Raw genomic sequence first — 16,585 nt, 5'->3', positions numbered from 1 at the left:
TCTGCGAGGTAGAGCGCTGCATGTCACTATGTGGCGGGGCTGCATCGATGGAAGGGGATACATGGAGCGTACGAAAAAGACACTGACGATGGCCGATGTTGCTGGATGGGGTTCGGCGCTCGTCACGTTCGGATTGATTCAAGGCGCCTTCTATCTGAAGGCGTATTGGGGCCACTTCGGCCTGGATCCCTTCCAGTTTGTTGCGGTGAGTGAGCTTGCGCTGGCTGGGCTTGCTGGGATCGGCATGGTGTTATTTCTCATGCTGCTGGCCTCGCTGTTTGGCGGCTGGGTGGAGATGAAGGTCACGAGCGGCAGCTCCAAAAGCAAGCTGTTCGCATGGCTGTTTCCAGTGCTTTTCTTCACTGCCCTAGGGCTGCTGCTTTGGTGGTCGAACACATGGCCTCTTCTGATAGGGGTTCTTCTGACGGTCATCTGTGCGTTGATCGTGCATCTTTCGCCGGTGATGCCCACCGCAGTGAAAGATTCCCCTTGGCTAATTTACGCCTTGGTGATGCTGGTCTACGTCTCGATAGCTTCAAGCATGCTTGGCTTCCAGCGTGCCGAGAAGATTTCCTCTGGCGGCGGCAAGCACGTGACGGCCGTGACTGTTAATGGAAAGGTGGAGGGCGACCTAAGCCTGATTGGTCGTCTTGGTGATAGCTATGCACTGTGGGACCCGTCGCGGAAGGCTGCAGTGCTTGTGCCTGTTGGCGATGTTGGGAGGTTGGAGATTCTGCGAAAGGGTGTGATTCCTGTTTCGGCAGCCCAATAGGGCTGGTTCCCGGCGAGCACCAAGCTGAGAGTGGCGGTGCACTTCAGTACGGGGAGTAGCGATAAGGGATGTTTATCGGGAGTAGGGCGGATGCCCGCTTTTGGCCGCAGGGCGTCAAGCGACCCAGAGCGTCCATTGGTGCGGCCGCCGAGCCTAGCGCTGGGTCCGGTTATACGCTGGCTTGTTAGCCGAACCCAGTCACCCTAAGATCGAGCTGTATCGGCGGGAAAGCCCGCCATACGGCGCTTTGTGGGTAAGTCGTATAACCGGACCCACGGGTCCGTCTATTAGGTAGTTAGGCAGAAAAGGAGAGTTTTGTGCGCATCATGCAAACATTAGGACGCCACGGTGGCGCTCAAGAAGGCATCTTTCAATACAAGCGTGCCAGTCGCGGCGTCACAATTGACCCATCAATTAGCAGAGCATCAGGCCCATCTGGCCCAAAGCCTTCCATCCACATCACAACATCTGAGTGGACCTCAATCTTGCAGGCTATTGAGTCCGCCCCGCTCCAAACCTTTCGTATCACAGCACCTTCTGCTGGTTCACCAGCTCAACCATCCCAAGCGCTTCACACAATTATTCAGGCCACAGTTCCAAGTCCCGCAGGAGGCTGGAACTGGGATGACTCCTACAAATCATACGTTGTGGCTGTTCTGGAGCATGAAGGCGGCCTTGATCTCTATCATGGGTTACTTGGCGCAGGCAATCCACCAGCTATCATTGAGCTTAAGCGTGATATTCCGTAGGTTGCTTCCTAACAATTCATTCAAGCCGAGGGCTTAATTCCAGAGTTGAACGGCAGCTTCTGGCCGGAAGTCGACATCGGCGGGGCAGGGGATAGGGCAGATGTCCGCTGTTCGCCGATAGTGGTCGTGGGCTCGACATGGCAGCATCCGACCCAAAGCGGACAATCCGAAACCATCCGACCTGGCCACCGATCCAATGGGCTGAGTACGCCTGCCACGCCCCAATTCAAAACGTGGGTATAGATCTGCGTCGTCGTCACCTCCTCGTGACCCGGCAATTCCCGCACGGTCCTGATATCGGCTCCGGATTCGAGCAGATGGGTGGCGAAGCAATGTCGCAGGGTGTGTGGGCTGACAGGCTTAATGATGCCAGCCCTGCGGGCGGCCGTCTTAATGGCGCGCTGCAGCCCGCTCTCGTCCAGATGATGACGCTTCTCGCGATCATCGAGGGGGTCGATCACCCGATGGGTGGCCGGGAGAACGCACGCCCTGCCCAGTTCGCGCTCTGCGTTGCGGTACTTTCGGGCGAGAGCATGGGGCAACGACGCGGCCCCGAGTCCGCTTCTGGATCCCGGGCATGGAGGACCTGAACTCCATCGTTCTGTGCCTGCAAGGCCAGCCGCAGCCTCTGCGAAATCACCGTGCGGAAGCGCCCAGAATCCGCGCTAACCCCCACTTTGGGGTCTAATCGTAGTTAGACCTCAAGGAAAGACTACCGTGACCCCAGAAGAGCTCATTGCGCACCTTGAAAAGTACGAGAAGGATCTGTCTGGGATACTGGCGCGTTTCACGAAGACCAGGGACCGCATCTACATCAGTCGCGATGACGATCCTCGGTACCGTCAGATGGTCCAAGAGCTAGTAGATTTTTTCGACGACGCCTTGGGCAAGAACGCCTATTCCCGCAACATTGCTGCTATTGCCAACGAAGGTGTTAGCAACTTCACACGCTCTCCGTCATTAAAAAGCGTAGAGGACATTATTTCGGTCCTGCGCTCCGCAGTGACCCGCATCAAGCGCAACCCGGACTTAATCGCACAGCTGCCCACAAAGCCTGACAGCCAAATGGAGCACGTGTGGTCGCTGCTCCACGCAAGCGTTGTCGCCCTAGCCAAACCCAGATTCGAGGCTGGCCACTACGCAGATGCCGTAGAGGCCGTTCTTAAAGAGGTCAACTCAGTTGTAAAGATGCTACACAAAGCTGCGGCCAATGAAGAACTTGATGGCGCACCTTTGATGCGGAAAGCATTAACACCCAACAAGCCCACGATTACCCTGGATGACCTAACCACAGAAACGGGTCGCAACATCCAGCAAGGGCACATGGATCTGTTTGCGGGCTCAATGATCGGCGTGCGCAACCCTAAGGCCCATGGAAACATCGTGATTACGCCGGAGCGGGCAATCCATCACTTCTTCCTTGCAAGTCTGCTATTTCACAAGCTGGATGAGCGGCTTTGAGGTCTAACAATTCATTCAAGCCGAAGCCGCCTCGCGGCTCGGCTTAATTCAGGCGTCACGCCTTTGTCCGCTTCTGGCTGAAAGCGGACACTCTGTCGTGGGGCGTCAACAGTGCTCGTTGCGAACGATCAGCTCGGATGTATATCGGCTCGTTCATGTAGCCGACGGCGGTCGACGACAGCTGCCGGCGGGATCATCGTTGAGTCAGGTGTAATTGGTGAAGCGTTCCACCATCGATCTTAGGTTTCGCCCATCCACGGCCTTTCCGTTCCTGCTGAAATGACCGGTCATCACGCGATCGGCGAACGGGCCAAACAGGTAGGGCAGCCACTCAACTTCCTTGGCATCTTCCGGAAGGAGTTCGAAGCCCCAGCGCTGTTGGGCGTTCTGCAGCATGGCGATGCCACGTGCGGCGATCTCCACCACCGTCCAACGCTCGCATAGCGTGCTGATCTGGATTTCCGAATAGCTGCCCGACGCGTAGCGGCTGCGCTTTCCCTGGGTGTCTCCCACCGTCTGGTACGCATGGTTCGAGTTGGCGGCATTCAAAGGGCCGGAAAGCAGCAGCAGGTTGCCCAATGATCCGGCGATGGCCGCGGAGGCCCGGTCGCTGTTGCGTCCTTTGGTGATGATGGCCTGCTGCCAGTGTTCATTGGGCGTCTGTGGGTAGATATGCTCCACGGAATCGGTCCAGTGGTATCGCTCCCAGGGCTTCTTGTCCTGCTTGCCGCGCGTTCCGCGCAGGCGTTCTTCCCAGGCCATCACCACCAGCTTGCCGAACGACCAGCCGTAGAATCCCGTGCCGCCCTTCTTGGTGAAGCGGTCGTTCACCGCTGCCAGTACGCCTTCGGCGCTGAAGTAGCCCTGCCAGTCGAATTGGGAGTAGGTGAGGATTTCCTCCTCTTCGTCATCGTAGCCCTGGACGTTGTTGATCAATGAATGCAGGTGCTGGGTGGCGATTTCCACGGCTCCCACCGCGTTGGCTGCGGGCAGCAGCGAAGCCTGGCGCGTGAGGACGCTCGGGTCGTTGTTGGCCACGGCAAAAGCCGACCGGTTGAGGTCGCTCTTGCCGGTATGGGCGGGCCGGTCGGCCGCCTGCAGCACCAGCACGCCGAAGCGTTCGGCCTCGGACGCCAGCGCCGAGAAGGCCGCAACCCAGCCAGTGTCCTTGTCAGGATACTGCAGGAAGGCGGGGTACTCCCGGGCAATGCGTACCAGGGCCCACAGCAGCAGGGGCGGAGTAGCACCTGCTGCGGCTTGATTCAAGCGATGGATATGGTCTGCAACGGTCGCAGGCAGCTTCTCCGGCGCGTGCAGCAGGTGCCAGCAGGCCGCTGCCTGTTCCAGGCTCTGGACGTACGCCACGATGTTGTCGCTGTCGACAGCCTGGCGGGTGGAGAATTCTTTGTCGAAGAGCTGGACGTTCAGCCAGTCATAGACGCGCTCCACGCGGAACCAACCGGTGGAGTGCGCGGAAAGAAACGCGTCATCCTGGAGCAGCTGCTTGCCGGCCCCGAGGCTTTGGTAGATGCCTTTCCAGCAACGATGTACTTCGGAGGCCGCGCGCTTCCCGCGCACGAAGTCGTGGTCCTGCGAAGCCAGATAGATCAGGCGGTTCTTGAGCTTCTCGAGCGTGCTCAGCGGGCGCCCGCGGTTGTTGATGGTCTCGAAGGCAACATGCACGTCGAACTGTGCGCCGATCGTGAGGACGAAAATCCTGAGGCGATGCATCAGAACGTCAAGATACGGCTGTGCCGCCTCGGCTTGACGGAGCGGGGCGGCGCGATCAGCGAAGAATTTCCATGCCGACGCGATGTTGCGTGCATAGTAGGAAGAATACTGAGAAACGGTGGCTTCCAGCTGGCGCTGCGCCAAAGCGTGGAAATCGAAGCAATCCTGCAGGACGTGGTTGTTCCTGAACCTGATCGGGTAGGCGGTTCCGCCGAGGGCCGAGATCATCAGTGCGATGGTGACCATGCGCTGCTGTCCGTCAATCAGCTCACTGACGCCGTCGGCGTCACTCGCGCCCAGCATGAGGGCACCGGTGTAGTGTTCGGCGGTGCCGCGGCTGACGATGCTTTCAACGTCGTCCCACAGGGCCTCCCAATGTTCCTTCTGCCAGGAGTAGCCGCGTTGGAACTCGGGTATCTCCAGGGTGCAACGGGAGGTGATGTCGCTTACCGAGAGAAGATCTGCGTTGCTGAAGCTCATGGTGTTCTCGTGCGTATCAGATTGGATGACGGTGTTTGGCGTGGGTCGCCCCAGGGGGGCAGCTGGAAGGGCCGCCGCTGGACGGCGGGAAGAGGGTCACCCCAGCAGCTGCCAGGCCAGCACCCCCGCTAGGGCTGCCGCAGTGACGCCCGCGGCCAGGCGCAGCTTGCCCAGTGCGGCCCGGCTGTCCGCCTGCTGCTGTGCCAGCGCGGCCTCCCACCGCCGATCACTCCCGGCGATGGCCGCCGCCAGGGCTTGCGCCTGATATTCGGACTGTTCAGCCAGTGCCTCGGCGTGCTGCCGCGCGAGATGCTGGCGTGCGCCGGCCTCCACGACCAGGGCCGCTGCCAAGGCATCGCCGTGCTGGCGCAGCACCTTCACCTCGTCCCGCAGTGCCGATTGGTCGGCCTGCAGCGGCAGGAGCACCGTTTCATGCAGACTGGCGACGCTCGCCAGCAACTGGTCATGGGCCACGGTCAGGCTGTCCTGCAGCGCGCTCATCTGGGCAGCCGTGCGGGCGGAGCTGGTCGCCAGGTGCTCCTCCACGTCCATTTTCAGGCGCTGTACCTCGAGCTTCAGCGCCTGCTCGGCCATGGTGACCCGCTCAACGCAGCCCACCAGTTTCAACGCCTGCTCCTGGGTGAGGCCCTTGGCTTCCAGAATGCCTTCGTTGACCAAGATGATCTGCTCCTGTTGACGTGCCTGCTCTTCCTGCTGCTGCAGGATCTGCACGTTCTGCTCGCGGATCTCGATGGCCTGGCTTTCCAGCTGCTCCTGCTGGTCGTGCAGGGCTTCCTGCTGAATGTGCAGTACCTTGGAAAGCGCGGTGTTGATCACCAGCAGTTCCGATGTGGATGCGGTGAGGTTGCCGATGGCCTTGTTGAGGTCCATCTGCGCATCCTCCATGGCCTCCTGGCGGCCCTTGATCAGGTTGCCGAAGAAGTTGCCATCGCGTTTTTCCTGGCGCGCCTGCTCCAGATCCTTGGCCTTCCTGCGCAGGGCCTTGCCTTCTTCACCCATGCGTTTCACCAGGGCGCCCACGTGACCCAGGCTGTCCAGATTCTGCGGCAGGTCCACGCTGGCGACGGCGCGTACGATCATCAGTTCTTGACTGGCCTGTTGGTTCACGGCGTTCATCCTTGAATCTGTTGGCGGTTGAGAAAGCCTTCCAGCAGGTCGTGGCGTTCCTGCAGGCTTTTCAGGGAAAGATCACTCTGCGACACGTGATCGCGCGCACGGGCATTGCTTTGAGACAGGCTGGACAGCGCGGCGGCACCATCAGTGGCGGCGGCACTGTAGTGCTCGCTCACCGCCTGGTACAGGTGCAGCGATTGGAGGTTCAATGCGTAGCTGTGCAGGGTCAGCGTGGTCTGCTCGGTAAGCTGGTCAGCCAATTGCCCCCGGCTTTTGGCATCGGCCAGCATCGCTTCAATGCTCTGGCCATTGGCATCGTGGCGGCGGCGTTCGAACAACGCATCGATCTGGTACGCCATCAGCGCCGACAGCAGGCCGGTGAGGATACCCACCAGCACCGGGGCTACAATGTTGGCCACTGGTACGAGCACCGGGATGCTGAGCAGGAAGTTGGCCACGCTTTCACCGATCAGGATGCCTATCGTGGTCATCAGTACGGTCGAGAGCATCTTCAGGCCGGCCTGCAGAGCGGCCTCCTCGCTCATGTGCGCGGGCGGGAAGACGATCATGCGGAAGGCCTTGAACAGCCCCAGCAGACCCTCACGGATGGCCGTGACGTAACGCTTGGCCGTGGACAGTACATTGTTGAGCAGGAAGGTGAGCAGGTTGCTCACGAACCCGCTGAGCCCGCCTTCGAACAGCGCGCCAACGGCCTCCGGCACCTTCTTTGCCACATTGGTGGCCACCGTTACCAGGCGCTGGCGCAGCTCCTCTAACAGGACCTTGCTCAGTTTGATGCCCTTGCGGATGAGTGTCTTGAACTCCACGAACAGGCTGTTCACCAGCTCGGTCAGCAGCACGCCCATGGCCTGGCGCAGGCCCATCTGCCGGGCCTGCGCCAGGCCGGTGCTGGCCAGTTCGGCGGCCTGCTTCTTGAGCAGGGCGGTGTCTACCTTGGCATTGATGGCATCGCGTGCGCGCTCGTAGGAGGACTGCACCGCCTGTGGATCGAAATCCAATTGCGTGCCGGTATCTTCTGCCTTGGCGAGCTTGGCATCCACCCATTCGTCTACCCGTCGGCCACCCTTGGAGGCATTGAGTGACTTGTTGGTGAGCGACAGGTTCGCCTCATCGTTCGCCACGCCCGCCATGGCCGAAGTGTCCACGACCGGCGTGCCATCCACCATGGTGACCTTGCCGAGCGCCAGGTGGTTCTTCGGCGTCTCGTGGAACTCCTTCAGCGAGATGACATGGTCCAGCTCCATGGTGACGGGCACGCCGCCCTGGGTGGTGCTGCCATTGGCGGCCGTCTCGAAGGACTGGCCGGTGTATTCGTCCATGCCGCGTTCCAGGTGGGCGTCGCGCTTGCTGTTCCAATCGCTGTCGCCGTGGCCGGCAGCGCGGGCCTTGGCTTTGTTGTCCAGCGTGTACTCGGCACGGTTGTACTCTTCCTTGGAGTGCTTGTGCAGCGCTTTGTCCTCGGAAGTGGCGACATAGCTGTCATCGTCACGCTCGAAGTTGTGCAGCGTGGTGACATTGCCCCCGTTGCGGTCCTCGAACATCATCGGGTTCAGGCCGAAAGGCCCGATCAGCTGGGAAACAACCTGCTTGCGGCATTCCTGGTAAAGCCGGTCCAGCCGTTGCTGGCGCAGTTCCGTGGCAGTCATGGAAGATCCTGGGAAGGGAGGGTCATCGCGCGGCCTTCTGCACGGCAGCTTCCAGCCATGCGCCAAGGGAGGAGGCAACCAGGCGGCGGCGCGGGTGGTCGTGCTCGAATGTGATGATCTGCCCTACCTGGCCACCACGGGCCGGAGCGGTATCGATGCAAAGATGGTCGCCGGCGCCGCTGGCGGCGAATGGGATCCAGCCCGCATGCCACCACGCCGAGGCAATGCCGTTGTCGGGGACATCGGGTAGGTCATCGAATTCGCCATCGTTCGCCAGCCGGGTCAGGGCGGCCCAATCGGTGGCAATGGCCCCGCAGCCGGAGTAGGCCATCTCACCAAACAGGCCAGGGCCCTTGCGCGCCTGGCCGTCATGCCGGCGCAGGCTTTCGGCCAGTTCGTGGGGCAGGGCAAGGGAGAGGGTGGCTTCCAGGTCGGCAAGCTGGCCGGCTCGAGCCGGGGGGCGTAGATCGGCCAGACGCGCCGGGTCATGCGCGTGCAGCCACTGCTCAAGACGACTCCATGTCTTCTGCATTGGTGTGTTCCGTGGTGGTAGCACCCTGACATCGGCCAGGGCAACGTGGCGCCATCATAGCCATGCACCGTCGCAATGGAAGAGACGCGACGTGCCAGGCGGGCGGTGCCTGGATGCTGCTGCCGCCGCTTCTGCTGCACGCTGTTATCGGCGACTTGGTGCGTATCTTTAGGCGTGCGTGAGGTGTTCTTGGTTGGGGCGCGCTGGGGTGCCGTTGGAAGTGGCGGGGGGATTGGCCGTGCCACTGGAGGACATTGTGGCCTCGTCTACTCTTGGCTAGGAGCGGATGTAGAGCGAGCAAGGGATCAGGAAGATTTATCGGGGGTAGGGTAGGCAGCTTGCGACCCGCCAGCGGACTACAATTTGGCTAGTGTGCCGTTTCCGGTAAATTTGATGGATTGGCGCCAGGGATAGGGGAGGCCGTCAACGCTACTCAAAGGTCTCATCACGTCCGCGGCTATTCTCGGCAAGCATCTTTTCCCAACTATCAATCCGCGAATTAACCCGCCTGACTTCGTTCTCTTGAGTCTGACGATCGGGTGTTCCAGGTTGGGTGGGGAAGGACGCGAGGACAGTAGTCAGTTGCCGCAAGATGGGGAGCAGCCAGTCAGAGCTACCGGAAGTCAAGCCGCGTTTAGTAAGTTCAGCCATGAACGCGCTCTTATCTGGCGCAAGCTCATATAGGCGTTGCGTAACTTGCGGACCGTTGCCGTTCTTTCCATTGAGCTGGCAGAGCCGCGCAGCCAACAAGACTCGATGTGATGGGTCAGCGGCGCACCATTCAACAAGCGTGTCCTCCGAAATCGGAGAGGTCATCCTCTCGCTTGAATCTACCGAAGACTCTTCCATGGCCAAGTCATTCAACACGTGACGTTGAGTCTCGTCTAAATTAAGGAGGTAGTTCAGTGCCTCAGGAGCGTATCTGCGCAGGATGGGAGACAGGAAGTTTCCTGTAGTGCTGGGCGTATAGCGAGGGTAGAGGCTGCGTGCCCTGACCGCTTGTAGCAGAACTCCCTGCACTTCATCGAATGACCTAGAGTGCTTCGCGCCGAACTTGATTAGCTGTTCAACTTCATAGTCCAGACGCTCCCCTTCATGATCCAGATTAGGCCAGTCTTCTCGAGTTAGAAAATTCCGGCAGTAGTGGCCAAGCTCTTCTTGCTCGGCTGGCGTTCGCTCTCCGGCACTGAATACGACCATGTGGAGCACATCTAGTGCAGCATGCATGCCGTCGGGGCCTTTCGAAGCGAGGTCGTTCAGAATATCTCGGATGTCTGTGACCGAAACCGATGCGAGACGTGAACCGTACCCGAGCTCTCGGTATCTCCACAGGGGAGCAAGTCCCAGTGCCAAAGCCTGCCGGATTCGTTGTGCGCCTTCCTTTGTCAGTGGAGAGGCGAACTGTAGTGTCGGGAGCCAAGAGCCTAGAGCGGCATCACTCACTAAAGTGTCCAGCAACTTACTAGTCATTTCAGTGTCGCGTTCATTCCACCCTGATATCAGTCCAAAGACAAAGATCGAATTGAGCCGAGTGATGTCGCCGCTTGCGAGGATGACATCCTTAACTTGGCTCATCAGGGAGGATGGGTCTGTCGTTGCCAGTGCAACTCCACGGCCAACCGAAACGGTGTAAGGCTTGGCGCCCTCACCAAGCAACATTGGAAGCATTTCCCGCAACAGCACTTCGTCTGACGCCAACTGTTGGCCTAAGCGCTCGCTCTTGACGGTTGCCCGATCATCGGCGCCGAGATAGTCCTCTTCATCTTCCTCATCTTCCCAGGCGTCGCGCATGGAGATGACGGCATGAATCTTGGCGCGAAGATCTTTGGGGCTAATCAGTTGCTTGAATGCTGTCGCTCTCTCACGAGTTTCAATCTCGAGATCTTTATGTTTAAGGAGATCATTGAGGCTTTTCATGGCGGGCAACCAGTCATCGCATGCAATCAAGCGAGGAGCAAGCTTCGAAATTCGATCAAAGAGCACTTCATCTTGGACTAAGCCGAACACCGCCTTTCCCAGCATATTTCGAACTTCTCGCCCCACATAGTCATCGCGGAAGGCATAGTCCTCAGCGATTTCAATGAAAGCCGAATACCACGTCCGCTGTTCGTCTGAACTTTTTGGCCACCATCCGTATGAGCGTGTGCGTGCTCCAAAGTGAAAGTGAGATGCGGGACGGAAATTGCGAACTTTGAGGGATTCACCCAGCAGCGTGAGCCCGATCTTCACTTCATCGGAATCGCGGGCTGCTAGAAGGCGCTTCACATGCGGGGCGCGCTTCGCGGTTAGTGTCAGGGTGCCGGAGTAATACAGCTGAAAGAGTGAGGATAGCTGGTGATGCTTCTGCGCTCCAGTCCGATGGTCTTTCGAAAGTAGGGGAGTGAGGTCAAGTAGGACCCGAACGCACCGGTCAAACAGGCTGGGATCGTAGGCAATAGAGCTTGAAAGCTGAGCAAGCTTTTCTACGTCATACTCGTTTCGGATGCCGAGATCACCCTTCGTAGCGAAGTCTCCAATCGTATCAAGTGCAAGCGATGGGGCCACAGCAGCAAAGCGCAGGAAGATTAAGAGGTCTTTGTCGGAAATGCTGCCAAGGTCAGAGAAGTGGCCTCCAGGTGCCAAGAGGTCGGATACCAGCCTTACGGCGCTCGTGGAGTTGTGAAGAAAGCTCATCCGATGTGCGAAGGATGCTCTCACCCGGTCTGTGGCCAGAACGAACAGCTGATCCATCGTGACGGGCTCTAAAAGCTCCTCGAGAGCAAGCGCCGCGAGGCGGTTGGAGACTGCATGGGGCAATAGGGCGCGCCACTTGCCACGCTCCTGAAGAAGGCCGCGTCGACGAAGGTCGATCATGTTCCGTCGGAAGTCTGCGGGTGTGGTGCCCGCGAGGCCCGCCAAAATTGCGATCTCGGAGGTGGGAGATAGGTCTTCGCCGTCAAACGAATAGAGCAAGCTTGCTGCCTTGGCACAGCGCAGCAATTCATCCCCAGCGCCCTGGGATTGCTCGAATAAACGCCGAAATAGTTCGGTGTCTTTCAGCGAAGAAAGATCGTCGGTGTGCTTGGAGGTGGAAGCCAGGGCGAAGGCAAGACGAGAGTTGCCATCACTGGCGTCGATGACCTTACGGATGTCATTGTGCGAAAGGTGTTTACATCGGGCCTGTAAGAGTGTCGACATCGTCTCTTCAGAAGTACCTTCAAGACGGTAGAAGGTGGTTTCTTCAGGCAAGTCGTCTTGGATGTCATATTCGATCGTCAGAAGGCCAAGTTGGTTGCCACTCTTGGCTTTACGTTCAACGAGCGCGGCATGCGTCTTCTGACCGCAGTTATCGACAATCAGCACAGTTTTTGCGTTGGAACTTGCTAGCGCATCGATCATGGCTTCAGGCGATGGGTCCGGGCTGTTCGAGATGTCGGTGTACATTGCCCAATCTGGGGATAGAGCGGGAGCGCCGGTTTTGACGCGGGTGTCAAAAATGGCTTGCGCTAGCCGCGTCTTTCCAACGCCAGACAGACCAACTAAGCGAACTGTTCCACCTGCCGCCAAATCGCGCCGTATCGCCTCAATGGCTTGAAGATCGGTCATCCCTTCGGTTGAAGTCGAGGAAAAGACACGAGGCTCGCTTCCAACCACGAACTCGGCATCCTGATCCGTCTCCTTGTAGGCCCAAGGGCCGTAAGCTGACCATCCTTGTATTGACCTACCGACGGCCTTACGCACCCAAACGGCTAAAGAGGGGAAGTTCTCTACCCAATTGGCTATCTCTCGTGCGCCAAGAAAGTCGACTTTGATCATTCCAGTCAACCCATGTTTTCCAACCACCTTTTCCATGGCGGCTACCCGGGCGCGCCGTTTAGGGTCGGCGGGATCGTCTCGGGTGGAAGCAATGAGATAAGCGCCGCCGTCGGCTGCTAATGAAACGATCGAGGGCCTGACGATCCCTTTGGGAGCCATCTCGGATTCAACTTTCGCAGGCCCAAATGCCTCGGCCTTGACCTGGACGATGGCAACACTGAGGCCCAGAGGGCCGCCCACCTCGCGAGCCGGCGGGCCATCAACACGGACATCGACCCCCCCATCACCCGCTCGCTGATTACCACCCCAAAACACGGCAGCTGGATCCAGGCCGGCGCGCTGAAGCTGAGAACGACACAGGCGGGCCAGCAGCTCTCTGGCTTGGCCGTCGTCCAAGGCTTGGATGTGGTTGGTCTGAATATCGAAGAGAGGGTGCATGGGGCCATTGTCGCAAGGTATGTGCGTCCTGGGCAGGTTGTTCAGAGGCCATCCAGCCGTGGAGGCCTTTGTTGGGCTGTAACTAGAACTTGCAGGTCCCGGCAGGATTGCGGGTATCGCTTTCGGGGCTGGTTGGACCCGTAACCATTGATGTAGTCGGGGCGGTGGGGTGGGAGTCTCTTCCCATCACCTGCTCCATCGACAAGCCTTCATGGCGGCTGTCCTCAGTCTTCAAGCAGGCGAGCAGCGGGGTTAGCTGTGGCTTCGCCGCTCTGAAAGTACCCCAACACGCTTGATATTGATCGATGCTCAGTGAGCTGCATGATCGCAGGCAACGCCACGCCTTGGCGGCTGGCCTCGGTCACGAACCCCGAGCGCAGGCTATGCCCGCCAAAATCGCCCTCCAGTCCGGCCAGGCGCGCCCGCCGCTGGACAATCTCACCCACAGCCGCCGGGGACAAGGCAGGGCCGATCCGCTGTTTCCAGAGCCGCCGGAAGATCGCCCCTTCGGTGATCCCGGCTGCGTCCAGCCAGTCCTGCAGGGCGAGGGCGGCCCGATCGAGCACCGGCTTGTCCCGGGGTCGAGGTGGCCGTAACCCCGGCCTGCTGGGTCTTACTGTGCTCCAGCCGGTAGATATAGCCCGCCTCGCCAATCCGGCGCAGGTCGCGCAGGTCGGCAGCGGCGATCTCGCTGCGCCGGCGGCCACCACTAGCGAACCCGAAGCAGAGTAGGGCGCGATCTCGAATTCCTTCCAGGCTGTCGTCGCAGGTGGCCAACATGGCCTCCAGCTCGGCCAGGGTGATTGCAGTCTTCTTGCGCGGGCGCTCGCCGCGCTTGACCGCGGCCCGCGCCGCGCGACTGAGTACGGTGCGGATTGCCGGCTGCTCGCAGGGATTGGCCAGGTGTTTGAGCCGGTGCGCAGTGGACAGCACCGCAACGCGATGGCGCACGGTCGCCAAGGTCCACGGGCCGACCTTGGCTTTGAGGCCAGCTGCCACCGAGCCCTGGTCGACGGCTGGTGGAAGTTCCCAAGCCAATTCGCCGTCGGTCGAGCGGCGCTGTACGTGATCGACTACGAACTGGAGCACGATGGCTTCGGGTACCGGCAAGGCCAACTCGATGCCGTAGCGCGCCGCGTGCCAGCCGGCCCAGTAGCGCAGGGCGCTGGTGTAGCTGCGGGTCGTGTTCTCGGCTGCGGCTTCGGCCAGCAACTCGCGGACCGCATCGGCAGCCTGTTGGGCCAGCTGTCGCCGACGAGTTGGTCGCCAAGGGCGAACGCCCAACCGTAGAACGGATCCGGGCTCACCTCGGGACAGGCTCGCCGAACACCGTGACCCGCTGGCTGGAGACGTGGTGGAACCGACTTGGCACGCGCCTGCAGCCAGCGCGTCAGGACCTAGAAGATGCACCGGCGGTGTTGGCGCAACTCGCCGGACAATGGTGGGAGCTAGCGTTGAGTCATGCCCGGGAGGCCGCCCATCGAGAGCTTGCAGAGGCTGAGCAGTCGCTGGCCGCCCGGCGTGATGCACTGGAGGCTAAGTCCCGATTTGTAGCTGACGAGCTGACGCAAATGCGCTCAGAGCGCGACGATGCTCTCACAGGAGAGAGAATTGCCGCTACGCAAGCTACAGAGCTCCAGCACTTAGTCGACCAACTCCGTATGCAGATCTCAGAGCTCACAGAGCAACGGGACACCGCGCTTCGGAGAGCCGACCGAAGTGAGGCAGCGAGACAGCAACTCGACGTCCGGCTTCAGGAGACCCTAGAGACGGCGAAATCTGAGAGGGAGGACTGGACCGAGTACGTCAGATCTGTCGAGAATCGGGCGCTCAGCGATGTTGATCGTGCCCGCCAGGAGGTGAAGGAACTCCAGGCGCAGCTAAGCAAGGCATCCGAACAACACAGGGCCCTTGAGAAGCAGCTGCGTCAGGATATCCAGGCCGCCCAATCAGCGGCCGCCACAGCCAGTCAGTCTGCCGATATCCTGCGCGGCAGATGTGACGCGCTCGAGGGGCAACTTTCAGGGCTTCGAGATTTGCCAGCTCAGCTGGAGGTGGCGCTCAAGCGATCCAAAGAAGTTCGTCCGCCTGCGGCTCGCAGACGCCCAAAACAATAGCGCTGTGCCGCGCTCCTAGTAGCTGACACGCAAAAGAACGAGGCGACTTCACTTGCCCCGGAGGCCAGTCCGCTGACTCCGCGCAAGGCGCGTTCTGCGAGCTAGCCAAGCAGCCCAACAGACGAATGAGACCGCAAATCCGACGATTGCCATGGCAACCAGCATGATCTCTCGATCAGTTTCGTTCATTGAGGGATTCTCGGAAGTTGAGCCTTAGCGTGTATGCCATGGTACCTGACGCTTCGGAGTGCAAGTGCGGGCGCGATGGCTGCACTCGAAAATATTCAAGGACAGCCTCAGCTTGATCCCCGAAGTGCAGACAGCATGGCTGCATGCTGCGCTAGAGCACCCGGGCATGCAAGATCCGCGCTGGAGCGTGCTTTGGCCAGCGGAAGCATCATGAAATGATGTGCAAGTAGCAGCCATACCCGGCCCGATGACGCGTTACAAAAGGGAAGCTAGCTGTACGGGCTTCCCACGAATTTGAGGTGAATCCTCAGTGGTGATCAAGGGTGGAAACATCTGCAATACAGCAACTAAGGCGCAAAAATCTCTGCTCTCGATCAGCGTCCACCCAGACTGTCTGCCTGGACACCCAGAATCTCTGCTTCAGCGCGGCAGAAATGTCTGTCAACGAACACCAAGCCAGAGGCGGAGCCATTGCCAAGCCGAGCCCACGAACCGGATCACGCCCGATACGTAATTTCGCATAATGTATATCGTGCAAGGCATTGCCAGCCTGTGGCATAGCCTGCACGTCGCGGGGTAGGGCTGCACCTACGAATAGGCATAGCGCCATGGCCACCGTGGCGAGTTTCTGCGCAATCCGGCGCCATGCGGCCTTTTCGTCCTCTGAATTGCTCCGCTCAGCCATCACGACAGCCGACCACATTTCCGGGCTGTCACCAATGTCCACCGCCATCCGCTCGATGTAGTGGATTTCCGCGTTTTTCCCTTGTTTCCAGAGGGAAACGGTTGCCCGGGACACGCCCAATGCCAGCGCACCAGCGTTGTCGCTCTGGATCTTCTGCACGTGTTTCCACCGGCAGAAAAGGTCGTAGCTGGCGCTCATTGTCGATACCTACTTGACAGGGATGTACAGGGGTACTTTACAGTTCGCCCCGGTGTCGAGGAATCCTTGACACTCCCGCCACCGGCACCCCAAGGCCGTTGGCGGGTTCTCTTGGGGCTTGGGGTAGGGGAGCAGGGATGATCGATCCTTTCATTGCCTTCGTGCTGCTGGCGGCCATCGTGGCCGTGTCCATTGGCAGCGCAAAACTCGTTTCGTGGTGCCTCGACCGGCGTGGGGAGTCCGCCCGTCGCAGCGCACACGAAGCAGCCTTCGTAGCCCAGGCACGAGCTGAGCTGGCCGCAACCGGCTGGACCCCGAATCACGAAGCGCTCTATCAGGCCGAAATCGCGGCCAGCAAGCGCGGTGATCTGCTGGCAGCAGCCGCGTTCTCCGAAGAGCGGGAGCGCGCCGCATGAGCAGGTTTCCCTCATTCGCCGAACTGGCGGAGTTCGATATGGGTCTTGCGGCGTGCGCCGCGCTCATAGCCGTTTGGCTGGGAGGCGCGTTGGTCTCCATCGTGATCGAGCAGGCATGGCTGGGGCTTCGTCGGCTGTGGAAGCTCGCGAAGGGGGCAGGCAATGGCCGTTGATCGCGCTCGCTTCAGGCTGGCTTTGGAGGGCGGGGCATGGGGCTTTTC

At 59.9% G+C, this 16,585-nt stretch carries 13 protein-coding genes and 1 pseudogene; 5 read left to right on the top strand and 9 right to left on the bottom strand.

All coding sequences use genetic code 11. The annotated features are described in order from the left end of the window. The first annotated feature begins 61 nt into the window (after nt 1–61). Nucleotides 62–772: a hypothetical protein gene (locus QRO95_RS22555; protein WP_154352571.1), complete on the top strand. Its 711-nt coding sequence runs from the start codon at nt 62–64 to the stop codon at nt 770–772. Between the two features lie 317 nt (nt 773–1,089). Continuing rightward, nucleotides 1,090–1,521 (top strand): hypothetical protein, encoded by a 432-nt coding sequence (locus tag QRO95_RS22550; RefSeq protein WP_285303524.1) that lies wholly within the window; start codon nt 1,090–1,092, stop codon nt 1,519–1,521. Between the two features lie 20 nt (nt 1,522–1,541). Here QRO95_RS22550 and QRO95_RS25340 read toward each other — a convergent pair whose 3' ends face one another. Continuing rightward, nucleotides 1,542–1,982 carry a tyrosine-type recombinase/integrase gene (locus tag QRO95_RS25340; protein ID WP_343237339.1) on the bottom strand — a complete coding sequence of 147 codons (441 nt, stop codon included), beginning with the start codon at nt 1,980–1,982 and terminating at the stop codon, nt 1,542–1,544. Nucleotides 1,983–2,238: 256 nt separating this feature from the next. On the opposite strand from QRO95_RS25340, the gene QRO95_RS22540 reads away from it, so the two are divergent. Then, nucleotides 2,239–2,982 (top strand): TIGR02391 family protein, encoded by a 744-nt coding sequence (locus QRO95_RS22540; RefSeq protein WP_285303523.1) that lies wholly within the window; start codon nt 2,239–2,241, stop codon nt 2,980–2,982. A 204-nt stretch (nt 2,983–3,186) separates the two neighbouring features. Here the strand turns inward: QRO95_RS22540 and QRO95_RS22535 are convergent, their stop codons facing one another. The 6 genes and pseudogenes from QRO95_RS22535 to QRO95_RS22510 form a co-directional block, all read right to left on the bottom strand. Next, complete coding sequence (locus tag QRO95_RS22535) at nt 3,187–5,193, bottom strand: DUF262 domain-containing protein (protein ID WP_285303522.1); 2,007 nt, start codon at nt 5,191–5,193, stop codon at nt 3,187–3,189. A gap of 96 nt (nt 5,194–5,289) precedes the next feature. Further along, nucleotides 5,290–6,330, bottom strand: coding sequence for a hypothetical protein (locus QRO95_RS22530; RefSeq protein ID WP_285303521.1), 1,041 nt, complete (start codon nt 6,328–6,330; stop codon nt 5,290–5,292). Next, complete coding sequence (locus tag QRO95_RS22525; protein WP_285303520.1) at nt 6,327–7,994, bottom strand: hypothetical protein; 1,668 nt, start codon at nt 7,992–7,994, stop codon at nt 6,327–6,329. The genes QRO95_RS22530 and QRO95_RS22525 overlap by 4 nt, the downstream gene beginning before the upstream one ends. A 22-nt stretch (nt 7,995–8,016) precedes the next feature. Then, nucleotides 8,017–8,526 (bottom strand): SMI1/KNR4 family protein, encoded by a 510-nt coding sequence (locus tag QRO95_RS22520; protein ID WP_285303519.1) that lies wholly within the window; start codon nt 8,524–8,526, stop codon nt 8,017–8,019. 429 nt (nt 8,527–8,955) lie between these two features. Beyond that, on the bottom strand, nt 8,956–12,759 hold the full coding sequence (locus QRO95_RS22515; RefSeq protein WP_285303518.1) for a hypothetical protein: 3,804 nt from the start codon (nt 12,757–12,759) through the stop codon (nt 8,956–8,958). 224 nt (nt 12,760–12,983) lie between these two features. After that, nucleotides 12,984–14,043: pseudogene (locus QRO95_RS22510) on the bottom strand (site-specific integrase). Between QRO95_RS22510 and QRO95_RS22505 the strand changes: the two are divergent. Then, a complete protein-coding gene (locus tag QRO95_RS22505) occupies nt 14,019–14,876 on the top strand; it encodes a DNA-binding protein (protein ID WP_285303517.1) in 858 nt (285 codons plus the stop codon). The pseudogene QRO95_RS22510 and the gene QRO95_RS22505 overlap by 25 nt on opposite strands. A gap of 496 nt (nt 14,877–15,372) precedes the next feature. On the opposite strand, the gene QRO95_RS22500 is transcribed toward QRO95_RS22505, so the two are convergent. Beyond that, on the bottom strand, nt 15,373–15,948 hold the full coding sequence (locus QRO95_RS22500; RefSeq protein WP_285303516.1) for a DUF3693 domain-containing protein: 576 nt from the start codon (nt 15,946–15,948) through the stop codon (nt 15,373–15,375). Between the two features lie 137 nt (nt 15,949–16,085). Between QRO95_RS22500 and QRO95_RS22495 the strand changes: the two genes are divergently transcribed. Next, complete coding sequence (locus tag QRO95_RS22495; protein WP_285303515.1) at nt 16,086–16,364, top strand: hypothetical protein; 279 nt, start codon at nt 16,086–16,088, stop codon at nt 16,362–16,364. 11 nt (nt 16,365–16,375) lie between these two features. Here the strand turns inward: QRO95_RS22495 and QRO95_RS22490 are convergent. After that, nucleotides 16,376–16,585 (bottom strand): hypothetical protein (locus QRO95_RS22490; protein ID WP_285303514.1); only part of this gene is annotated, 210 nt, incomplete at its 5' end.

The organism is Stenotrophomonas maltophilia group sp. Smal13, from assembly GCF_030236855.1.
Classification (GTDB): Bacteria; Pseudomonadota; Gammaproteobacteria; order Xanthomonadales; family Xanthomonadaceae; genus Stenotrophomonas; species Stenotrophomonas maltophilia_A.
Note: the sequence above shows the minus strand (reverse complement) of the source record. Positions and strands in the feature narration are given on the sequence as shown.